Source organism: Helicobacter pylori oki112 (genome assembly GCF_000600085.1).
GTDB classification, from domain to species: Bacteria; Campylobacterota; Campylobacteria; order Campylobacterales; family Helicobacteraceae; genus Helicobacter; species Helicobacter pylori_CY.
Genome location: NZ_CP006821.1, coordinates 503,030 through 519,485, shown reverse-complemented (window position 1 = coordinate 519,485; position 16,456 = coordinate 503,030). Strand labels below are relative to the sequence as shown.

At 36.1% G+C, this 16,456-nt stretch carries 16 protein-coding genes; 5 read left to right on the top strand and 11 right to left on the bottom strand.

Annotated features, from left to right (window positions below; all coding sequences use genetic code 11):
• Window positions 1–127 precede the first annotated feature (127 nt).
• Entirely contained in the window at window positions 128–1,072 is a 945-nt protein-coding gene (locus tag HPOKI112_RS02510; protein WP_025309705.1) for a catalase family peroxidase, read from the top strand.
• Between the two features lie 239 nt (window positions 1,073–1,311).
• Here the strand turns inward: HPOKI112_RS02510 and HPOKI112_RS02505 are convergent, their stop codons facing one another.
• The 8 genes from HPOKI112_RS02505 to hopJ form a co-directional block, all read right to left on the bottom strand.
• Entirely contained in the window at window positions 1,312–2,064 is a 753-nt protein-coding gene (locus HPOKI112_RS02505) for a hypothetical protein (protein ID WP_025309704.1), read from the bottom strand.
• Entirely contained in the window at window positions 2,057–3,112 is a 1,056-nt protein-coding gene (locus tag HPOKI112_RS02500) for a DNA cytosine methyltransferase (protein WP_025309703.1), read from the bottom strand. The genes HPOKI112_RS02505 and HPOKI112_RS02500 overlap by 8 nt, the downstream gene beginning before the upstream one ends.
• A 94-nt stretch (window positions 3,113–3,206) precedes the next feature.
• Window positions 3,207–3,830, bottom strand: coding sequence for a GIY-YIG nuclease family protein (locus HPOKI112_RS02495; protein ID WP_025275781.1), 624 nt, complete (start codon window positions 3,828–3,830; stop codon window positions 3,207–3,209).
• A gap of 2 nt (window positions 3,831–3,832) precedes the next feature.
• Window positions 3,833–4,762, bottom strand: coding sequence for a DNA adenine methylase (locus tag HPOKI112_RS02490; RefSeq protein ID WP_025309702.1), 930 nt, complete (start codon window positions 4,760–4,762; stop codon window positions 3,833–3,835).
• A 15-nt stretch (window positions 4,763–4,777) separates the two neighbouring features.
• On the bottom strand, window positions 4,778–6,577 hold the full coding sequence (gene typA, locus HPOKI112_RS02485) for a translational GTPase TypA (RefSeq protein WP_025275779.1): 1,800 nt from the start codon (window positions 6,575–6,577) through the stop codon (window positions 4,778–4,780).
• Between the two features lie 45 nt (window positions 6,578–6,622).
• Window positions 6,623–7,468 (bottom strand): glycosyltransferase family 9 protein, encoded by an 846-nt coding sequence (locus tag HPOKI112_RS02480; RefSeq protein ID WP_025309701.1) that lies wholly within the window; start codon window positions 7,466–7,468, stop codon window positions 6,623–6,625.
• Window positions 7,434–9,071: a class I SAM-dependent methyltransferase gene (locus tag HPOKI112_RS02475; RefSeq protein WP_025309700.1), complete on the bottom strand. Its 1,638-nt coding sequence runs from the start codon at window positions 9,069–9,071 to the stop codon at window positions 7,434–7,436. The genes HPOKI112_RS02480 and HPOKI112_RS02475 overlap by 35 nt, the downstream gene beginning before the upstream one ends.
• Window positions 9,072–9,079: 8 nt before the next feature.
• On the bottom strand, window positions 9,080–10,183 hold the full coding sequence (gene hopJ, locus HPOKI112_RS02470) for a Hop family outer membrane protein HopJ/HopK (RefSeq protein WP_025309699.1): 1,104 nt from the start codon (window positions 10,181–10,183) through the stop codon (window positions 9,080–9,082).
• Between the two features lie 118 nt (window positions 10,184–10,301).
• Between hopJ and gltX the strand changes: the two genes are divergently transcribed.
• Window positions 10,302–11,693, top strand: coding sequence for a glutamate--tRNA ligase (gene gltX, locus HPOKI112_RS02465; protein WP_025276768.1), 1,392 nt, complete (start codon window positions 10,302–10,304; stop codon window positions 11,691–11,693).
• 162 nt (window positions 11,694–11,855) lie between these two features.
• On the opposite strand, the gene HPOKI112_RS02460 is transcribed toward gltX, so the two are convergent.
• From HPOKI112_RS02460 to modA, 3 genes are read right to left on the bottom strand one after another with little or no spacing between them, the layout of a single operon-like run.
• Window positions 11,856–12,653, bottom strand: coding sequence for an ATP-binding cassette domain-containing protein (locus HPOKI112_RS02460; protein ID WP_025275774.1), 798 nt, complete (start codon window positions 12,651–12,653; stop codon window positions 11,856–11,858).
• Window positions 12,650–13,318: a molybdate ABC transporter permease subunit gene (gene modB / locus HPOKI112_RS02455; protein ID WP_025309698.1), complete on the bottom strand. Its 669-nt coding sequence runs from the start codon at window positions 13,316–13,318 to the stop codon at window positions 12,650–12,652. Before modB ends, HPOKI112_RS02460 begins: the two co-directional genes overlap by 4 nt.
• A gap of 21 nt (window positions 13,319–13,339) precedes the next feature.
• The gene (gene modA / locus HPOKI112_RS02450) at window positions 13,340–14,080 is read right to left on the bottom strand and encodes a molybdate ABC transporter substrate-binding protein (RefSeq protein WP_025309697.1); all 741 of its coding nucleotides are present in this window, start codon (window positions 14,078–14,080) and stop codon (window positions 13,340–13,342) included.
• Between the two features lie 219 nt (window positions 14,081–14,299).
• Here modA and HPOKI112_RS02445 point away from each other — a divergent pair, with 219 nt between their 5' ends.
• The 3 genes from HPOKI112_RS02445 (at window position 14,300) to HPOKI112_RS02440 (ending at window position 16,429) form a co-directional block, all read left to right on the top strand.
• On the top strand, window positions 14,300–14,860 hold the full coding sequence (locus HPOKI112_RS02445) for an outer membrane beta-barrel protein (RefSeq protein WP_025309696.1): 561 nt from the start codon (window positions 14,300–14,302) through the stop codon (window positions 14,858–14,860).
• The gene (locus HPOKI112_RS08425) at window positions 14,844–15,026 is read left to right on the top strand and encodes a hypothetical protein (RefSeq protein ID WP_080276259.1); all 183 of its coding nucleotides are present in this window, start codon (window positions 14,844–14,846) and stop codon (window positions 15,024–15,026) included. Before HPOKI112_RS02445 ends, HPOKI112_RS08425 begins: the two co-directional genes overlap by 17 nt.
• A gap of 152 nt (window positions 15,027–15,178) precedes the next feature.
• Entirely contained in the window at window positions 15,179–16,429 is a 1,251-nt protein-coding gene (locus HPOKI112_RS02440) for a cation:proton antiporter (RefSeq protein WP_025309695.1), read from the top strand.
• The last annotated feature ends 27 nt before the right edge of the window (window positions 16,430–16,456 follow it).

Genomic DNA, 16,456 nt, shown 5'->3' with positions numbered 1-16,456 from the left:
AAATGGATAAGATGATCTTTTAAGATCCTAATAAGGTATCAAAAAAAGGCTTTTTTAAGGCTTAACAGGGAATTTACTGATACAATAAAAAGCGTTGTTTTATATAAAAAAATAATAAGGATCAAGAATGAAAAAAATTGGTTTGAGCTTGTGTTTGGTTTTGAGTTTGGGTTTTTTAAAAGCCCATGAAGTGAGCGCTGAAGAGATTGCGGATATTTTCTACAAACTCAACGCCAAAGAGCCTAAAATGAAAATCAACCACACTAAGGGGTTTTGCGCTAAAGGCGTGTTCCTCCCTAATGCACAAGCAAAAAAGGATTTAGATGTGCCATTACTCAATGAAAAAGAAATCCCTGCGTCTGTAAGGTATTCTTTAGGGGGCGTAGCGATGGACGATAAAAGCAAAGTTAGGGGAATGGCGTTAAAATTAGAAAATCAAAACGCTAGCTGGACAATGGTGATGCTCAATACAGAAATCAATTTTGCCAAAAACCCTAACGAATTCGCTCAATTTTTTGAAATGAGAATCCCTAAAAATGGCAAGGTGGATGAAGCAAGAATCAAAAAGCTTTATGAAGAAGTCCCCTCTTATAGGAATTTTGCCGCTTACACAAAAACGATAGGGATTAGCTCAAGCGTGGCTAACACGCCTTATTATAGCGTGCATGCGTTCAAGTTTAAAGATAAGAAAGAAAAATTATTGCCTGCGAGATGGAAATTTGTGCCTAAAGACGGCATCAAGTATCTTAACCCCCAAGAATTAAAGCAAAAAGATTCAAATTATCTGCTTTCTTCATTCCAACAACACCTTAAAACTAAACCCGTAGAATACCAAATGTATCTGGTGTTTGCAAATAAAAATGATGCCACCAACGACACGACCGCGCTTTGGAAAGGCAAACACAAGGAATTACTGGTAGGGACATTGAAAGTTGAAGAATACGAAGGAATGGGTTGCAATAAAGATGTGTATTTCCCAGCCGATCTCCCTAAAGGCGTGGAAGCCCCTACTGATCCCTTATTCCAAATCAGGAATGAAGTTTATGGGATCACTTTTAATAGGAGGCAGTAAAGAGGCTAAGGCAAATCAAAATATAAGTTGATTGAAAAAATGCGTTTTTATGGGTTTATGGGAATGGAATTTTTGTTTAAAGCTTTTAAGCGTGCCCACTAAAATCACTCGCTCTCTCATTTGAGGGACACACACTCGCACTGAATGTTGGGCAAAAAATAACAAACATTCAATCCACCTACCACATTTTTAATGCTATTATCTTGTATTTTATTTAGACCGTATTATACTATTAGTTTTTATAAAAGCGGCTTACTAGGTATTTCTGTAATTTTGTAATCAAAAAAGTTTTGCGAAATATTAAAAACGCTCTGCCCTTCCATTTGTTGGCGGGTTATCCAATTCAAATCATTGTCTTTGATTTTAGAAATTTCTACACACGCTACTTGCCCATTAAACAGATCAAAATGCACCACAATAGTAGGGATTTTATCCGTTATCAAACGCCTTTTAGCTTCTATAACTTTATGTTCTTTAATATCATTGATCCCTTGAAACCCGCTTTGAACTTCTAGTAATAAATGATTTTCTAACAAAAAATCGGCTTTAGGACTTCTTTTAAAGCTTTCTATGCTCTCAAAATTATCCCCACCAAAAAATTTAATGGTTTCTTTTTGTGTGCCAAAAAGACAAGCGATAAAACCCTTAAAAAACTCCGCTACTAAAAACCCACGCATCCAAGAAAAACACACTTCTTCAGGTCTTCTGCCTTGATTATTCAGCTTATAAATAATATGAGTATCCACTATCTTTGAAAACACTCGCTCTATGGAGTTTTTAAAAAAGCATTCCAATTCATACTCATTATATTTAAAACAATAAACACTATTGATAGCGCTAAAAATTTCAATAAGCCTTTTTTTGAGCGCGTTTAAATAATTGAAATCAACGCAAGGTTGTATGTCTTTAGCGCCTAAAAATTCCTTAAACGCATTTTGAGAATTAAAACCCAATAAATTTCTATAACCTTTAAAATCGTTATTATCAAACATTTTTATCCCTTAAAAAATCAAAGACAGCATGAGCGAGCGCTACACTCAATAAAGGCGGAACGGCATTGCCAATTTGCAATCTTTTAGCGCTAGAGCTCCCACAGAATTTATAATTATCAGGAAAGCTTTGCAATCTTGCTCCCTCTCTAATGCTTAACGCTCTAGAGTCTCTTGGATGGATACACCTAGAACTGCTTGGGGTAGAAAAATTTCTTGTAATAGTGGGGGCTGGTTTTTCCCACCACATTTTGGCATAGGTATTAGTATAACCACTTTTGGGGCGTAAATTTTTAGGCAAATCATCTTTACTCTGTCCGTCTTTTAGCGTTTGCATGATTTTTATAAGTTTCTCATTATTTTTAGGACTGCTATGCTCGCTTAATTCTTTAGAATTTCGCACAAATTCCAAAAAAACATTATCCGCATTTTTAAGATAACCTAAAGCATCACCATTTTCACCGCTTTGAATGGGTGGTAAATCTCCTAAAGCGTCTTTTAGAGAAAAATGCGTTTTTATGGGTTTGGGGAAGTGGAATTTTTGTTTAAAGCTTTTAAGCACGCCCACTAAAAACACTCGCTCCCTTATTTGAGGCACACCATAATCTAGGGCATTTAAAATGGCATGTTCTAAAATATAACCTCTCTCTTTAAAAGCGTTACAAATTTGTTTGAATAATTGCCCTTTTTGCATAGACATTAAACCCACCACATTTTCAAAGACAAACATTTTTGGTTTTACTAAATCTAAAAGCCGCAAATATTCTTTAAACAGATTCGCTTTTTCATCCATTTTTCTTTTGCCAAGAGTAGAATAGCTCTGGCATGGTGGTCCGCCTAGTAGAATATCAATTGAAACGCATGGCAAGTTGCGGCAATTAAGTTGCATAATATCGCATAAAATGGTTTGCGTCTTTTTATGATTGGCTTGATAGCTTAAAATGGCGTCCTTTTCTATATCGTTAGCCCATATTAATTCAAAATAAGGGTGCATAGAAAAGCCATAGCTCAATCCTCCAGCGCCACAAAAAATATCTGCTACCTTATACAAGTTTTATTTTTTCCTTTCATCTAAACCCACACTTTTAAAATAATGGAGTAAAAACTTAAAGTTCTTTTTTTTGAGGTTGGGTTAAGACTATTTCTTAATCTTTTAAAGTTCCACTAGGTTTGTCAATCGCTTTTCTATGGACGGCCTTTTCTCTGTTTTGAGCTTTTTGAGTGATATTGGCATGCTCATCTTTAATATCATTTGGCCAATCTTTGCCCTGCTCTTGCACATTCCATTCGGGTAACGCGTCATTGCTATTGTTTCTATAATCCGTCAGGCAAGCTTGCTCTAAAAGTTTATAGCTTATACTTGCATCTTTGATTGCATGAAAACCAAACAAGCCTTTCACTTGAGTTTCAAAATTAGGCTGATAAATCATGTAAAATTCTATTTTAGCCCCTGTGAGTATTGTGTGATAAAGAAAATACCACACGCCAAAACTTCTAATACTAGGCCTCCCTTTGACTCCCCCATCTTTATAAATATTGAGCGTGCTTTTAATCCCACCATCTGCTTGAGAACCACCGATTTTTTTAATCTCACCATTCACTACAATTAAATACACTCTAGCCACATTTTGAGTTAAAATATTTTGAGATAAAGATTGATTATTTTCATCTTTTAAATCCTTAAGATAGTTAAAATTTAACTTTGTGCTGTCTTTCACGTATTCTACATCAGCGATTTTAAAGGCAGTTTTGACTTCGCTAATATACATTTTTACTCCTTGATAATCAATAACTCATGAGATTGTTTGACATGGTTATTATCGCCTCTTTCTAAGCGATTTTTACCCATTCTGATCTCGCCTTGTCCCATAGTGTATTGCCAAGATGGTTCTAAAATTTTAAAATCTTTATAAGCATTCCTTACAAATTCGCAGTCATTATAACTTAAAATAAATGGCCCTTTATGCCTTTTTAGCATGTGAGCCAATACTTCATGTTTAAAACCATTATGGTGGATAGGAAAATTACGCATAGGATAAATCCCCTTAAACATTTTAGAATTTTCTAACACATAAGGGGGGTCAAGATAGAAAAAATCATTAGGATAAGCGAGCAACACTTCTTCAAAACTAGAGCATTCCACCTTTAAACTAGGGGCGTTAAAATCTTTAATTTTTAAAAGGGCGTTTAGATAGCGTTGTTTGTCAGTGTAAATTTTACTCATCCACCCTAAAAATCCTGGCCCATAGCTTAAATTAAAGTTAAAGTAATAATCTCTAGCCAAAATTAAAGGGTCTAAAACGCATTCTTTTCTATAATGGGCTTTTAACTCTTGTTTGATAATGTTGTAAGTTTCTTGCGTAGGTTCTAAAGAGAGCAAATTATTATAAAGAGCTTGTTTGTCTTTGAGCAACACTTGATAAAAATTCACTAAAATGTCAAAAATATCAAAACCCAACACTTCTAAACCCAACTCTGTTGCGCATGCAATTTCTACGCTCCCCCCACCTATAAAAGGGCTAATAATCCTACGCACACCATTAGGTATATACTCCACTATTAACCCTACAGCTAAAGACTTGCCCCCACCATATCTTAAAGGGGCTTTTATGTAGCGTTTGTAACGCCCATTATTGGAGCGTAAATTGTGCAAAAAAACATCTTTTTTACTAATGTTTTGGTTAAATAAATTGGCATGCATTCCAAAAAATTCTATTTATTTTTTCGCCCTTTTCCTCATGTTAGGGTCTAAAATCTTTTTTCTGATCCTTAAATTCAAGGGGGTAACTTCTAAAATCTCATCTTCTTCAATCCATTCTAACGCCCTTTCTAACACCATAGTCCTAGGCGGGGTGAGTTTGATCGCATCATCGCTCCCGCTCGCTCTCATGTTGGTTAAGTGCTTGGATTTGATAGGATTGACATCTAAATCATTATCCCGGCTGTGCTCGCCAATGACCATGCCCACATAAACCTTAGTTTGGGGGTTGATAAAAAGCGTGCCTCTCTCTTGGATATTAAAAAGGGAAAAAGCGGTCGCTTCGCCATTTTCCATGCTGATTAGCGCCCCATTTTTGCGCGATTCCACGCTCCCGCTGAAAGGGCGGAATTCCAAAAAGCTATGATTCATCACGCCTTCGCCCTTAGTGTCGGTTAAAAACTCGCTCCTATAACCGATAAGTCCTCTTGCAGGAATTTCAAATTCTAATCTTGTATAGCCATCACTCATGGGATTCATTGCTTTCATCTCGGCTTTTCTTTTGCCCAATCTTTCAATGATAGCCCCGCTAAAATCTTGAGGCGTGTCAATCACTAAATGCTCAAAAGGCTCGCATTTAACACCATTTTCTTCTTTAATAATGACTTCAGGGCGTGAAATGCTAAACTCAAACCCTTCACGGCGTAAATTTTCAGCTAAAATAGTGATTTGCAATTCCCCACGCCCGCTCACTTTAAACTTACCTTCGCCCATTTCTTCGCATTTCATAGCGATATTGGTTTGCATTTCTTTTAAGAGCCTGTCTTTCAATTTGTTAGCAGTAACATGCTTTCCTTCTAACCCAGCTAAGGGTGAATCATTGACGGCAAAATACACGCTCATTGTAGGCTCTTCTAAATGCATGGGGTCTAAAGGCATGGGGTTAGCAGGATCAACGACGCTATCGCCCACATCCATTGCGTTAAACCCAGCAATCGCTGCAATATCGCCCACATAAGCGTTTTCAATCTCCGTCCTAGCCAGCCCTAAAAAACCTATAAGCTTAGTGATACGGCCATTTTCTTTACTCCCATCGCTTTTCATCAACAGCACGCTTTCATTCTTTTTAACCGAGCCATTAAACACCCTAGCGATACCGATTTTGCCCACATAATTGTCATAATCAAGCGTGAAAATTTGCATTTGCAAAGGCTCATCAATGCTCCCGCTAGGGCTTGGCACATGCTCTAAAATCGTTTCAAACAAAGGCTCTAAATTTTTCTTTTCATCGTCTAAACTTTTCATCGCATAGCCATCTCGTGCGGCGGCATACACCACAGGGAAATCCAATTGCTTATCGCTAGCCCCCATCGCTACGAACAAGTCAAAAACTTCATCCACCACTCTATCCGGCTCAGCGGCGGGCTTATCAATTTTATTCACCACCACAATAGGGCAAATCCCAAAACTCAAAGCCTTTTTAACCACGAATTTAGTTTGAGGCATGACCCCTTCTTGCGCATCCACTAAAAGCAACACCCCATCCACCATTTTTAAAACGCGCTCCACTTCGCCCCCAAAATCAGCATGCCCGGGAGTGTCAATGATATTGATTTTAGTGTCTTTGTAATAAATAGCGGTGTTTTTAGACAGGATAGTAATGCCTCTTTCTCTTTCTAAATCATTGCTATCCATCACCCTTTCATCCACTTTTTCCCTCTCACTAAATGTGCCAGATTGAGAAAGTAAGCCATCTACTAAAGTGGTTTTCCCATGATCAACATGCGCGATTACAGCGATATTTCTAATATTTTTCATAAATGTCCTAACAAGCAAAATTGAAATTAGAAGTATAACACAATATTATAATAGCCCCAAATGGCGGAATTTTTTGGCTAAATCCTGTTCTATAGAATGGCTTTTGTGGGCTTTTAGAAAATTTTCATTCTTACCATTAGGCGGCATGAAATCGTCATTATCCCTATAAAAAAAGATAAAATAATTTTTCTTTAAATAGTAAGCCAAATGGATCAAAAACGAATCCCCCCCTATATACAAATCGCTTTCTAAAATCAGGTTTTTAACTTCTTCTAAACTGGTTTTAGCGCGATAGTGAGCGGCTTCATTTTGTAAAAAAGCGTATCGTTCTTCAAAATCTAAAAGCGTAACGCAAAAGGGCTTTAAGAGTTTTAAAACGATTTGCAAATGCTCTAAAGGGATACTTCGCTCTGTTGATCTTGTGAAAGGGTTGATCAAAATCTTTTTAGGGTTTTTTAAATTCATGGGGTATGGAGAATGATCAAAAACATGCCCATAAATTTGAGAAAACAACTCCTGGCGGTTTTGATAAACATTTTTAATCTCTTTATTGGGAGTGGTTATGGGAATGAATGTGGCTAAAGAAGCGCTTCTAAAATCCTGTTTTTCCAAAATCAAATGTTTAATTTGATGCTTTTTAATCGCTTTTAACAGCAATAAAAAATCCTTCATCGCCCAAAAAACGCCTTGTTTTTTAAGATCATAAAAAGCAGGGACATTTTCAAAAAGAGGAATGATTTCAAAATGTTTTTCGCATTCTAAAAGCCTGGCGATTTTTAAAGTCAAATGAGTGCCTAGGATTTTAAGGGGTTGTTGTTTGGAAGCGATTTCTTTTAAAAGGCTGAGCGTGATGAGGTTATCCCCTAAAGCCAAAAGGCAAGCAACATGCATGGTTTTTCCTGATTGCAAAATGTTTAGGGTCTTTTTTTTCTATCCCTAAATTTTTTAAATAAAATTTTTCATCAAAACTATTGTTGATAAATTGTGCAAATAGGGGCAAACATTCCAAATCTTTTCTTAAAATTTTATGCGTTTTAAAAAGCGATTCAAAAATAAATTGCATTAAATCGCTGTTTAATAATTCCTTTAGCGTATTAGCGTTGATAGGAAAATTTTCTTTTAAAACAAACATGTTCGCGCTATTTAAAAAAAGGCGTTGCTTGTTATCATAAAAAAAGACAAGCTTTGAAGAAATGAATTTATACACGATTTTTTCTCTAGACTGATAAAGGCTTAAGGGAGCGACTTGCTGGCAGTCTTTTAAATCAGCGTTAATGAATTGGCTAGGGGCTTTTAATCTGTCTTTTAAAATATCTGAACCTCTAAAAATAGGAATGGTATTTTTTTCTTGTTTGGAGTGTAATTTTTCTTTGTTGTTGCCTGTAACAATCCCTAAAGCAAAATGAGCGTTATTTTTTAAAGTTATATGAGGAAGGGAAAAAAGGTGGTCTAAAACTTTATTTTCTTTGCTAGAGCAATGGATATTAAAAATCTTTTTAGGGTTGTTTAAAAAAGAAGAGGGCGAGCGTTTGAACCCACTATTTTGATAAAAGCATGAGATTTTTTGATCCTTGTTAGGGGTTTTTTTAAGCGCCAAACCCACAGCCTTAGTCATTAGGGTTTTAAAGGGCTTGTTAAAATCAATAAGGCTTCTAATTTGAAACTTCAGAGCCATTTCTCGCATTTTGCTGAACGCATCAATATTCAAACAACTTTCGGGTAATAATAGCCCCAAATGAGCGTTTTCTTTTAAGCAATTCAAACTCGCTATAAAAAAGAGCGACGCACTATCTAGGCTTTGAGAGAGGTTGAATCGCTGTTTGAAATTTTCTTTTTGGTTTTGATTGTATTTCTTACCCCATGGCGGGTTAGTGAAAATGCAATCAAATTGTGGGGTGTGTTTTAAATTTAAAAAATCTTTTTGCACAATATTAGGGCAATCTAAATGATAACGCTCTTTAATACGCTTTTTAGTCAAAGCGATAGCAAAAGCGTCCGTATCATAGCCATAAATATTTTCAACCTTAAACCCCAGTTTTAAAGCATGCATGATAAAATTCCCGCTCCCCACAGCCGGATCGCAAAAAATCGCTTGAGAAGCATCAAAATCTTTAGGGAGAGTGAAAAGTTGTTCTACTATTTTATTAGGAGTGTAGTAAATGCCTTCTAAATTTCTGGTGGTGTTAGAAAGCTCTTCTTCATAATAAGATCCCAACTTTTCTAAATCAGAGCTATTTTCTAATATTTTTAGGTATTTTAAAATCAATTCTTGATGGTTATGCGCGCTTTTTAAGGATTTGTTAGCGTATTTGTTAAGCTTGTTTTTCCCTAAATAGTTGCGGCAAAAATCTAAAAAAGAGCTTATTTTCACATAAATTTTTGAATCAATCTCTAGTTTCTCTAAAAGATTGGTTTTGATCCAGTTATGCACGCTGTTATGAGAAACATTGATTAGGCGAGCGATTTCTTCAACAGAAAGAGCGTTTGAAGGCATTTACCCCCCTAAAAACTATAAACATAACTCACATTAAACACCACAAGGCGTTTAAAAAAGAGGGAAGTGTTTAGCCCTTTACCATGCGTTTCATAAAAGGAATTCACCGCTAAAGGGATTTTCAAGCCCATTTCAAAGCCGTTATGCCTATTGACATTCACACGAACCCCAAAATTCAAAGGGATCTGGAAAAAACTCGTGTGCATTTTAGCTTGATAATTGGTCAAGTAATTGTTGATAAAATCCGTTTCATTCACCCACATGCTCAAACCACTCCCTACCCACGAACTCCCCGCTAAAGCAAAGCCCGCATAAAAACCCACGCTAGAATGTTTTTGCGAATTATCAATGAAATTGAAAAGATAGTCTATCCCAAGCCCATAGAGGTGGTTATTCATTTTGCCTAAACCATCAAAGCCGTTGCCCACAAAACCAAAATTAGTGTAACCATAGTCATAGAACAAATAATAGCGAAACCCTTGATTTTTTTTCTTGGTGAAGAAATGCTTATAACCCACATTCAAAGTTACCCCATACATGCTTGAAATGTTTTTAGAATAAGAGTTAAGATCAAGCGCGTTTAGGGAATTTGAAATTGCAGCGATTTGAGAAGATAAAGAAGAAAGCATACGGTTTTGAGATTGAGAAAATTGCAATTCTAAATTTTTTAAGTTTTCTTCAAATTCTAAAGGGTTAGTGGTGGGTTCTTGTATTTTTTCTAACGCTTGGGCTAGTTTAGGGTTAGATGCAACGCCACCGCTAAGCGTGACGATTTTTTCAATGTTTTGAAGGGTGGATTGGAGGTAGTATTGTTCGGCTTGCATTTCAGTGGGGGTTAATTTAGCATGGTTTTTTAAAGCGTTGTTGATGTAATTAAAGGTGTTTTGCATGTTTGTGATTTCATTTTTAACTTGATTGAGTTTATAGATTTGGTTTTGAGCGTTAGAAATGATTTGGATGCGTTCTTGATTCAAAAAGGGGTTATTATGCTCAACGGCATGACTAATGGAATATTCAAAACCCACGCTCGCATACGCCCCATTTTCTTCAGCGATACAATAAGATAAAAATAAAGGTAAAAAGAATGATGAATGTAATAAGGCTTTTTGCATGGGTTGATCCTAATCAAAAATAATCTCAATCATACACTAATTTTAATAGAAAAAAGTGAAACCATTTTTAAGCCATTTTTGAATACAATAAGAGTATTTTATTTTTAAGGTTAGAATAATGAGTTTGATCGTTACGCGCTTCGCTCCATCGCCCACTGGCTATCTCCACATAGGAGGCTTAAGAACAGCCATTTTCAATTATCTTTTTGCACGAGCCAATCAAGGAAAATTTTTTTTACGCATTGAAGATACGGATTTGAGCCGTAACTCTATAGAAGCGGCTAACGCCATTATAGAGGCTTTCAAATGGGTAGGGCTAGAATACGATGGCGAAGTCCTCTACCAATCCAGACGCTTTGAAATTTATAAAGAATATATCCAAAAACTCTTAGATGAAGACAAAGCCTATTATTGCTACATGAGTAAAGATGAGTTGGACGCTTTGAGAGAAGAACAAAAGGCCAGGAAAGAAACCCCACGCTATGACAATCGTTATCGTGATTTTAAAGGCACGCCCCCTAAAGGCATAGATCCTGTGGTAAGGATCAAAGTCCCGCAAAATGAAATCATTGGTTTTAATGATGGGGTTAAAGGCGAAGTGAAAGTGAATACTAACGAATTAGACGATTTTATTATCGCCAGGAGCGATGGAGTCCCCACTTATAACTTTGTGGTTACTATTGATGACGCTTTAATGGGGATTACTGATGTGATTAGAGGCGATGATCACCTTTCTAACACCTCTAAACAAATCGTTCTCTATAAGGCTTTAAATTTTAAAATCCCTAATTTTTTCCATGTGCCGATGATTTTGAATGAAGAAGGGCAAAAATTAAGCAAACGCCATGGGGCCACTAATGTGATGGACTATCAAGAAAGGGGTTATCTTAAGGAAGCTTTAGTGAATTTTTTAGCGCGTTTGGGGTGGAGCTATCAAGATAAAGAGATTTTTAGCATGCAAGAATTATTGGAATGTTTTGACCCCAAAGATTTAAATTCTTCGCCCAGTTGCTTTAGCTGGCACAAGCTTAATTGGCTCAACGCTCATTATTTAAAAAACCAAAGCGCGCAAGAATTATTAAAACTTTTAAAGCCTTTTAGTTTTAGCGATCTCTCGCATTTAAACCCCACTCAATTAAATCGCTTGTTGGACGCCCTCAAAGAAAGATCTCAAACCCTAAAAGAATTAGCCCTTAAAATAGATGAGGTTTTAACCGCTCCTATAGAGTATGAAGAAAAGGTTTTTAAAAAACTCAATCAAGCGTTCGTTATGCCCTTGTTAGAAAAATTTAAATTGGAATTAAATACAACCAATTTCAACGATGAAAGCGCGCTAGAAAACGCCATGCACCAAATCATTGAAGAAGAAAAGATTAAAGCGGGTAGTTTTATGCAGCCTTTAAGATTGGCCCTTTTGGGTAAGGGGGGCGGGATAGGCCTTAAAGAAGCACTTTTTATTTTAGGCAAAACAGAGAGCGTCAAAAGAATAGAAAAGTTTTTGAAAAACTAAAAAATTGGCTCTGTTTTCATTGAACGCTAATCATAAAAGAGCTTGATTTTAGCGGTTGTTATGAGAGCGACTTCCTAAAACTTTAGCGTTATTCCTAACACTGAAATGGGTGTATAAAGTTTAAAAATAAGAGAGTTTTAAGAGGAAAATGAAAAAATATTTCTAAAATTTTTTGCCTTGATTGAAATCAAGCTTAAAAGTTGGATTCAGACAATCTTTGGGCAAACTAATCGTTTGAGGAATGACCTCATAATGGCAATAATTTTCATCTTCAAAGAGAGGTTTTATCAACAAGCGGTTTGAAAAAAGCCGATTTTCTTGATTAGAATCAATAATTCCATTGTTTAAAAAGAGGAAAGTTTGCGCGAGTTTGGTTATTTCGTTTGGGTTATGACTCACCAATAACACGCTTAAATTTTCACGCTTGATAAAATCAAGCAAACCTTGTTGCACTTCGTTTTTTAAGGCGCTATCTAGGGCGTTTAAAGGCTCATCTAAAAGCAATAAATTCTTGGCTGCAATTAAAGCTCTTGCTAAAGCGACTCGTTGGGCTTGCCCGCCAGAGAGTTGAAGAATTTTTTGCTGGCTTAGATTTTCTAAACGCATTAAGCGTAACACTTCGTGGATTTTATTTTTATCTTTAGGGTGAGCAAAGGCGATGTTTTGATACACATTTAAATGCGGAAATAGGGCGTAATCTTGAAACACAAAGCCGATTTTTCGTTGTTGTGGTTTTAAAAAAATCTTTTTTTGAGTGTCTAGCCATACTGAATGATTGACTTCAATATAGCCACTATCCACCGCTTCAAGCCCCGCTAAAATGCGTAAAATCGTGCTTTTACCCGCTCCCGATTCTCCTAATAAAGCGACAACTTCTGCTTCTTTAATTTCTAAGTCTATATTCAAATCAAACGCACCCCTAGATCCTAAAAGGTGTTTTTTAAATCGCACTTTTATCATAAAAACGAGCTTTGTTTTTTATTCAAAAACAGGGTAACAAACAAGAGACTAAAACTGATAATCGTGAGCGTTAAGGCGTATTGGTGGGCTTTAGAATAATTGAGCGCTTCAGTTTCGTTAAAAATCGCAATGCTAGCCACTCTTGTTTCCCCTAATATATCACCCCCAAGCATCATCACCACGCCAAATTCACCTATAGTGTGCGTAAAAGTTGTGATGATAGCCATCAATAAACTGGGTTTGATGTTAGGGAGCAGGACAAAAAAAAGGGTGTAATATTCCCCCTTACCCAAGCTATAACTGGCTTCTTTTAAAGAAGTGGGCAAGGAAATTAACGCACTTTTAATAGGGCTTACCATAAAGGGTAAGGAAAAAATCACGCTCCCTAAAATAAGCCCTTGAAAACTAAAAACAAGTTTCACATTTAACACATCTTGTAAAAACGCTCCCAAAAAAGAAGAAGGCGAAAAAATTAAAAGAAGATAAAACCCTAGCACGCTTGGGGGTAAAACTAAAGGCATATACACAAGCGTTTCTGTTAAGCTCGTTAAAAGATTGCGTTTAAGGCTTAAAAAATAGCCTAAAAAAATCCCTATAGGGAGTAAAATAAGGGTGGTAATCAAAGCTAAAGAAAAGCTCAAACGCATGGTAATCAAAAACTCCATTGTTCGCCTTTTTTATGCGTTTTAATCCACAATATAGCCGTATTCTTTAAAGACAGCTCTAGCTTTAGGGCTGAATAAAAAATCTTTAAAGACTTTGGCTAAAGGGTTATTAGCCCCATTTTTAGTGATGATCAAAGCTTGTTCAATAGGGTTATAAAGGGCTTTATCAATGATGAAATAAGAGAGGTTTTTATCTTTTTTATCAATCAAGGATAACGCTCCAAAGCCTATTTGAGCGTTTTTAGTAGCGACAAATTGATGGGCTTGAGAAATAGAAGCGCCATAAATGATTTTAGGTTTAAGACTAGAAGTGAGTTTTAAATTCTCTAAGACTTCCATACTGGCTTTTCCATAGGGGGCTAGTTTAGGATTAGCCATAGCGATACGCTTGATTTTAGGGTCTTTAAGAATTTCTAAAGAATCCATTTTTAGATTTTCGCTCCATAAAACCAACACGCCTTTAGCATAGACTTCTTCTTTAAAAGGGGTTATTTTTTCATCATAAAGCTTTTTAGGTCTAATCATATCCGCTGAAATGAATAAATCAAAAGGGGCGTTTTGAATGATTTGAGCGTAGAGTTTGCCTGAAGAATTAAAACTAATACTAATAGCGTCTTTTGAGTGTTCTTTTTGAAACTCTTTAACAAGGGCTTTTAAAGCGTGTGTGAGATTAGCAGCAGCAGCGATTTTTAAATCCTGTGCCAACAGAGCGCTTGAAAAAAATACGATTAAAAAGACAAACGCTTTGAAAGTATTTTTCATAGAACTCCCTTTTATTAAATTGAAGTTGGTGATTATACCTATTTGTATCTTAAAAATTTGTATTTTAAAAGTTTGAGGCGGTTTGGTGGGTGTATCCCACTTATCCATGATTTAATCAATATTTTCACTCTAAAACTCTCATCTTTGATAAAAAATTAAATCTTTTAGAAAAATAACCGATTTTAAGGTGTAACTTTAATTCAACAAGAAGGATTTATTATGATTAAAAAGATTGCTTGTATTTTAAGCTTGAGCGCGAGTTTAGCGCTTGCTGGCGAAGTGAATGGGTTTTTTATGGGTGCGGGTTATCAGCAAGGTCGTTATGGCCCTTATAACAGCAGTTACTCTGATTGGCGCCATGGCAATGATCTTTATGGTTTGAATTTCAAATTAGGTTTTGTAGGCTTTGCCGATAAATGGTTTGGGGCTAGGGTGTATGGCTTTTTAGATTGGTTTAACACTTCAGGGACTGAACACACCAAAACCAATTTGCTCACCTATGGTGGCGGTGGCGATTTGATTGTCAATCTCATTCCTTTAGATAAATTCGCTCTGGGTCTCATTGGTGGCGTTCAATTAGCCGGAAACACTTGGATGTTCCCTTATGATGTCAATCAAACGAGATTCCAGTTCTTATGGAATTTAGGCGGAAGAATGCGCGTTGGGGATCGCAGTGCGTTTGAAGCGGGCGTGAAATTCCCTATGGTTAATCAGGGCAGTAAAGATGTAGGGCTTATCCGCTACTATTCTTGGTATGTGGATTATGTCTTCACTTTCTAGTTTATTCTTTCGTTCGCTCTTCTTCATCAAATCAAACCCTGGCCAACTCTTAAAAGGTTGGGGTTCAAAAATCTTTTTCATAAATAGAAAGTTTGTTTTAGTGCAGTATAATCCTAGCGTTTTAATTTTTATTTTACTCAATAGAGTGTTTGGTGTTTGCGTTTGAATACGGGTTTAGTAAGATTTAAATAATAAAATACTTATATATATTTGATAGATATTATTTTATTCAATAGTGTTATTTAATGACTCAATTTAATAGGATAGTTTCGCTTTGATTTCTTTAAAACAAATCGATTCTACTGGGGAAAGATTTTTATGGAAAACAGCACACTTTATATTGTTATTGCTGGCTTATGGCTTGCTGTGGGCTTTGGGATCTTTTTAAAGAAATTAGACATGCCTGTTATTATTGGTTACATTTGCACAGGAACGGTTTTAGCGGCTTTTTTTAAAATTAATGATTTTAATTTGTTGTCTGATATTGGTGAATTTGGTATCGTCTTTTTAATGTTTATGATAGGCATTGAGTTTAATTTTGACAAGCTCAAATCCATCAAACAAGAAGTGCTGGTTTTTGGGCTTTTACAAGTAGTTTTATGCGCTTTAATCGCTTTTTTACTGGGGTATTTTGTTTTGGGTCTTTCGCCCATTTTTTCCCTTGTTTTAGGCATGGGGCTTTCGCTCTCTTCAACCGCTATTGTGCTGAAATTCTTTGAAGATTCCAAACAGCTTAGCACGCCCATGGGAAAGAGTGCGGTGGGGATTTTGATTTTCCAAGATATTGCAGCCATTCCCATGCTTTTAATCCTCACTATTCTAGGCAGTAAAGATTCTAATGTCAATTTACTCATTCTTAAAACCTTTATTTCAGCAGGGATTATTTTAGTTCTTTTGTTATTGCCTGGAAAAAAAGGGGCTAATCTCATCTTAGAGCAAGCAAAAGACACACGCTTGCCTGAAATTTTTATAGGCACGATTTTAGTGATTGTTTGCAGCGCGGCGGGGTTGAGCCATTTTTTTGGGTTTTCTATGTCTTTAGGAGCGTTCATTGTGGGCATGGCGATTTCTAAATCGCGCTATAAAATCAATGTCCAAGAAGAATTCGCGCAATTAAAAAACCTCTTCTTAGCCCTTTTTTTCATTACGATAGGGATGCAAATTAATGTGAGTTTCTTTATGGAGAAGTTCTTTGTTGTCATTTTTTTACTCATTTTAGTGATGGGTTTTAAGACGGCTATCATTTATGCGCTCTTGCGTTTTTTTAGAGACGCTAAAACTGCCATAAAAACCGCTCTTTCTTTAGCGCAAATCGGGGAGTTTTCTTTTGTTATCTTTTTAAATTCAGGCTCGTACCAGCTCTTTAATTTGCAAGAAAAAAAAGGGATTCTTGGTTTTTTGCACCAAAAAAATATCTTAAGTATCGCTCAAAATGACATCCACCAGCTCCTTATTCTTATGGTGGTCTTTTCTATGTTAGCAACCCCTTTTATTTTAAAATATCTGGAATCTATCGCTCAATTTATTTTGCACCAAAAGAGCCAAGAAAATGAGCCGGCTAAAAAATAATGGTGCAAAAACCAAATGATAAGTTTG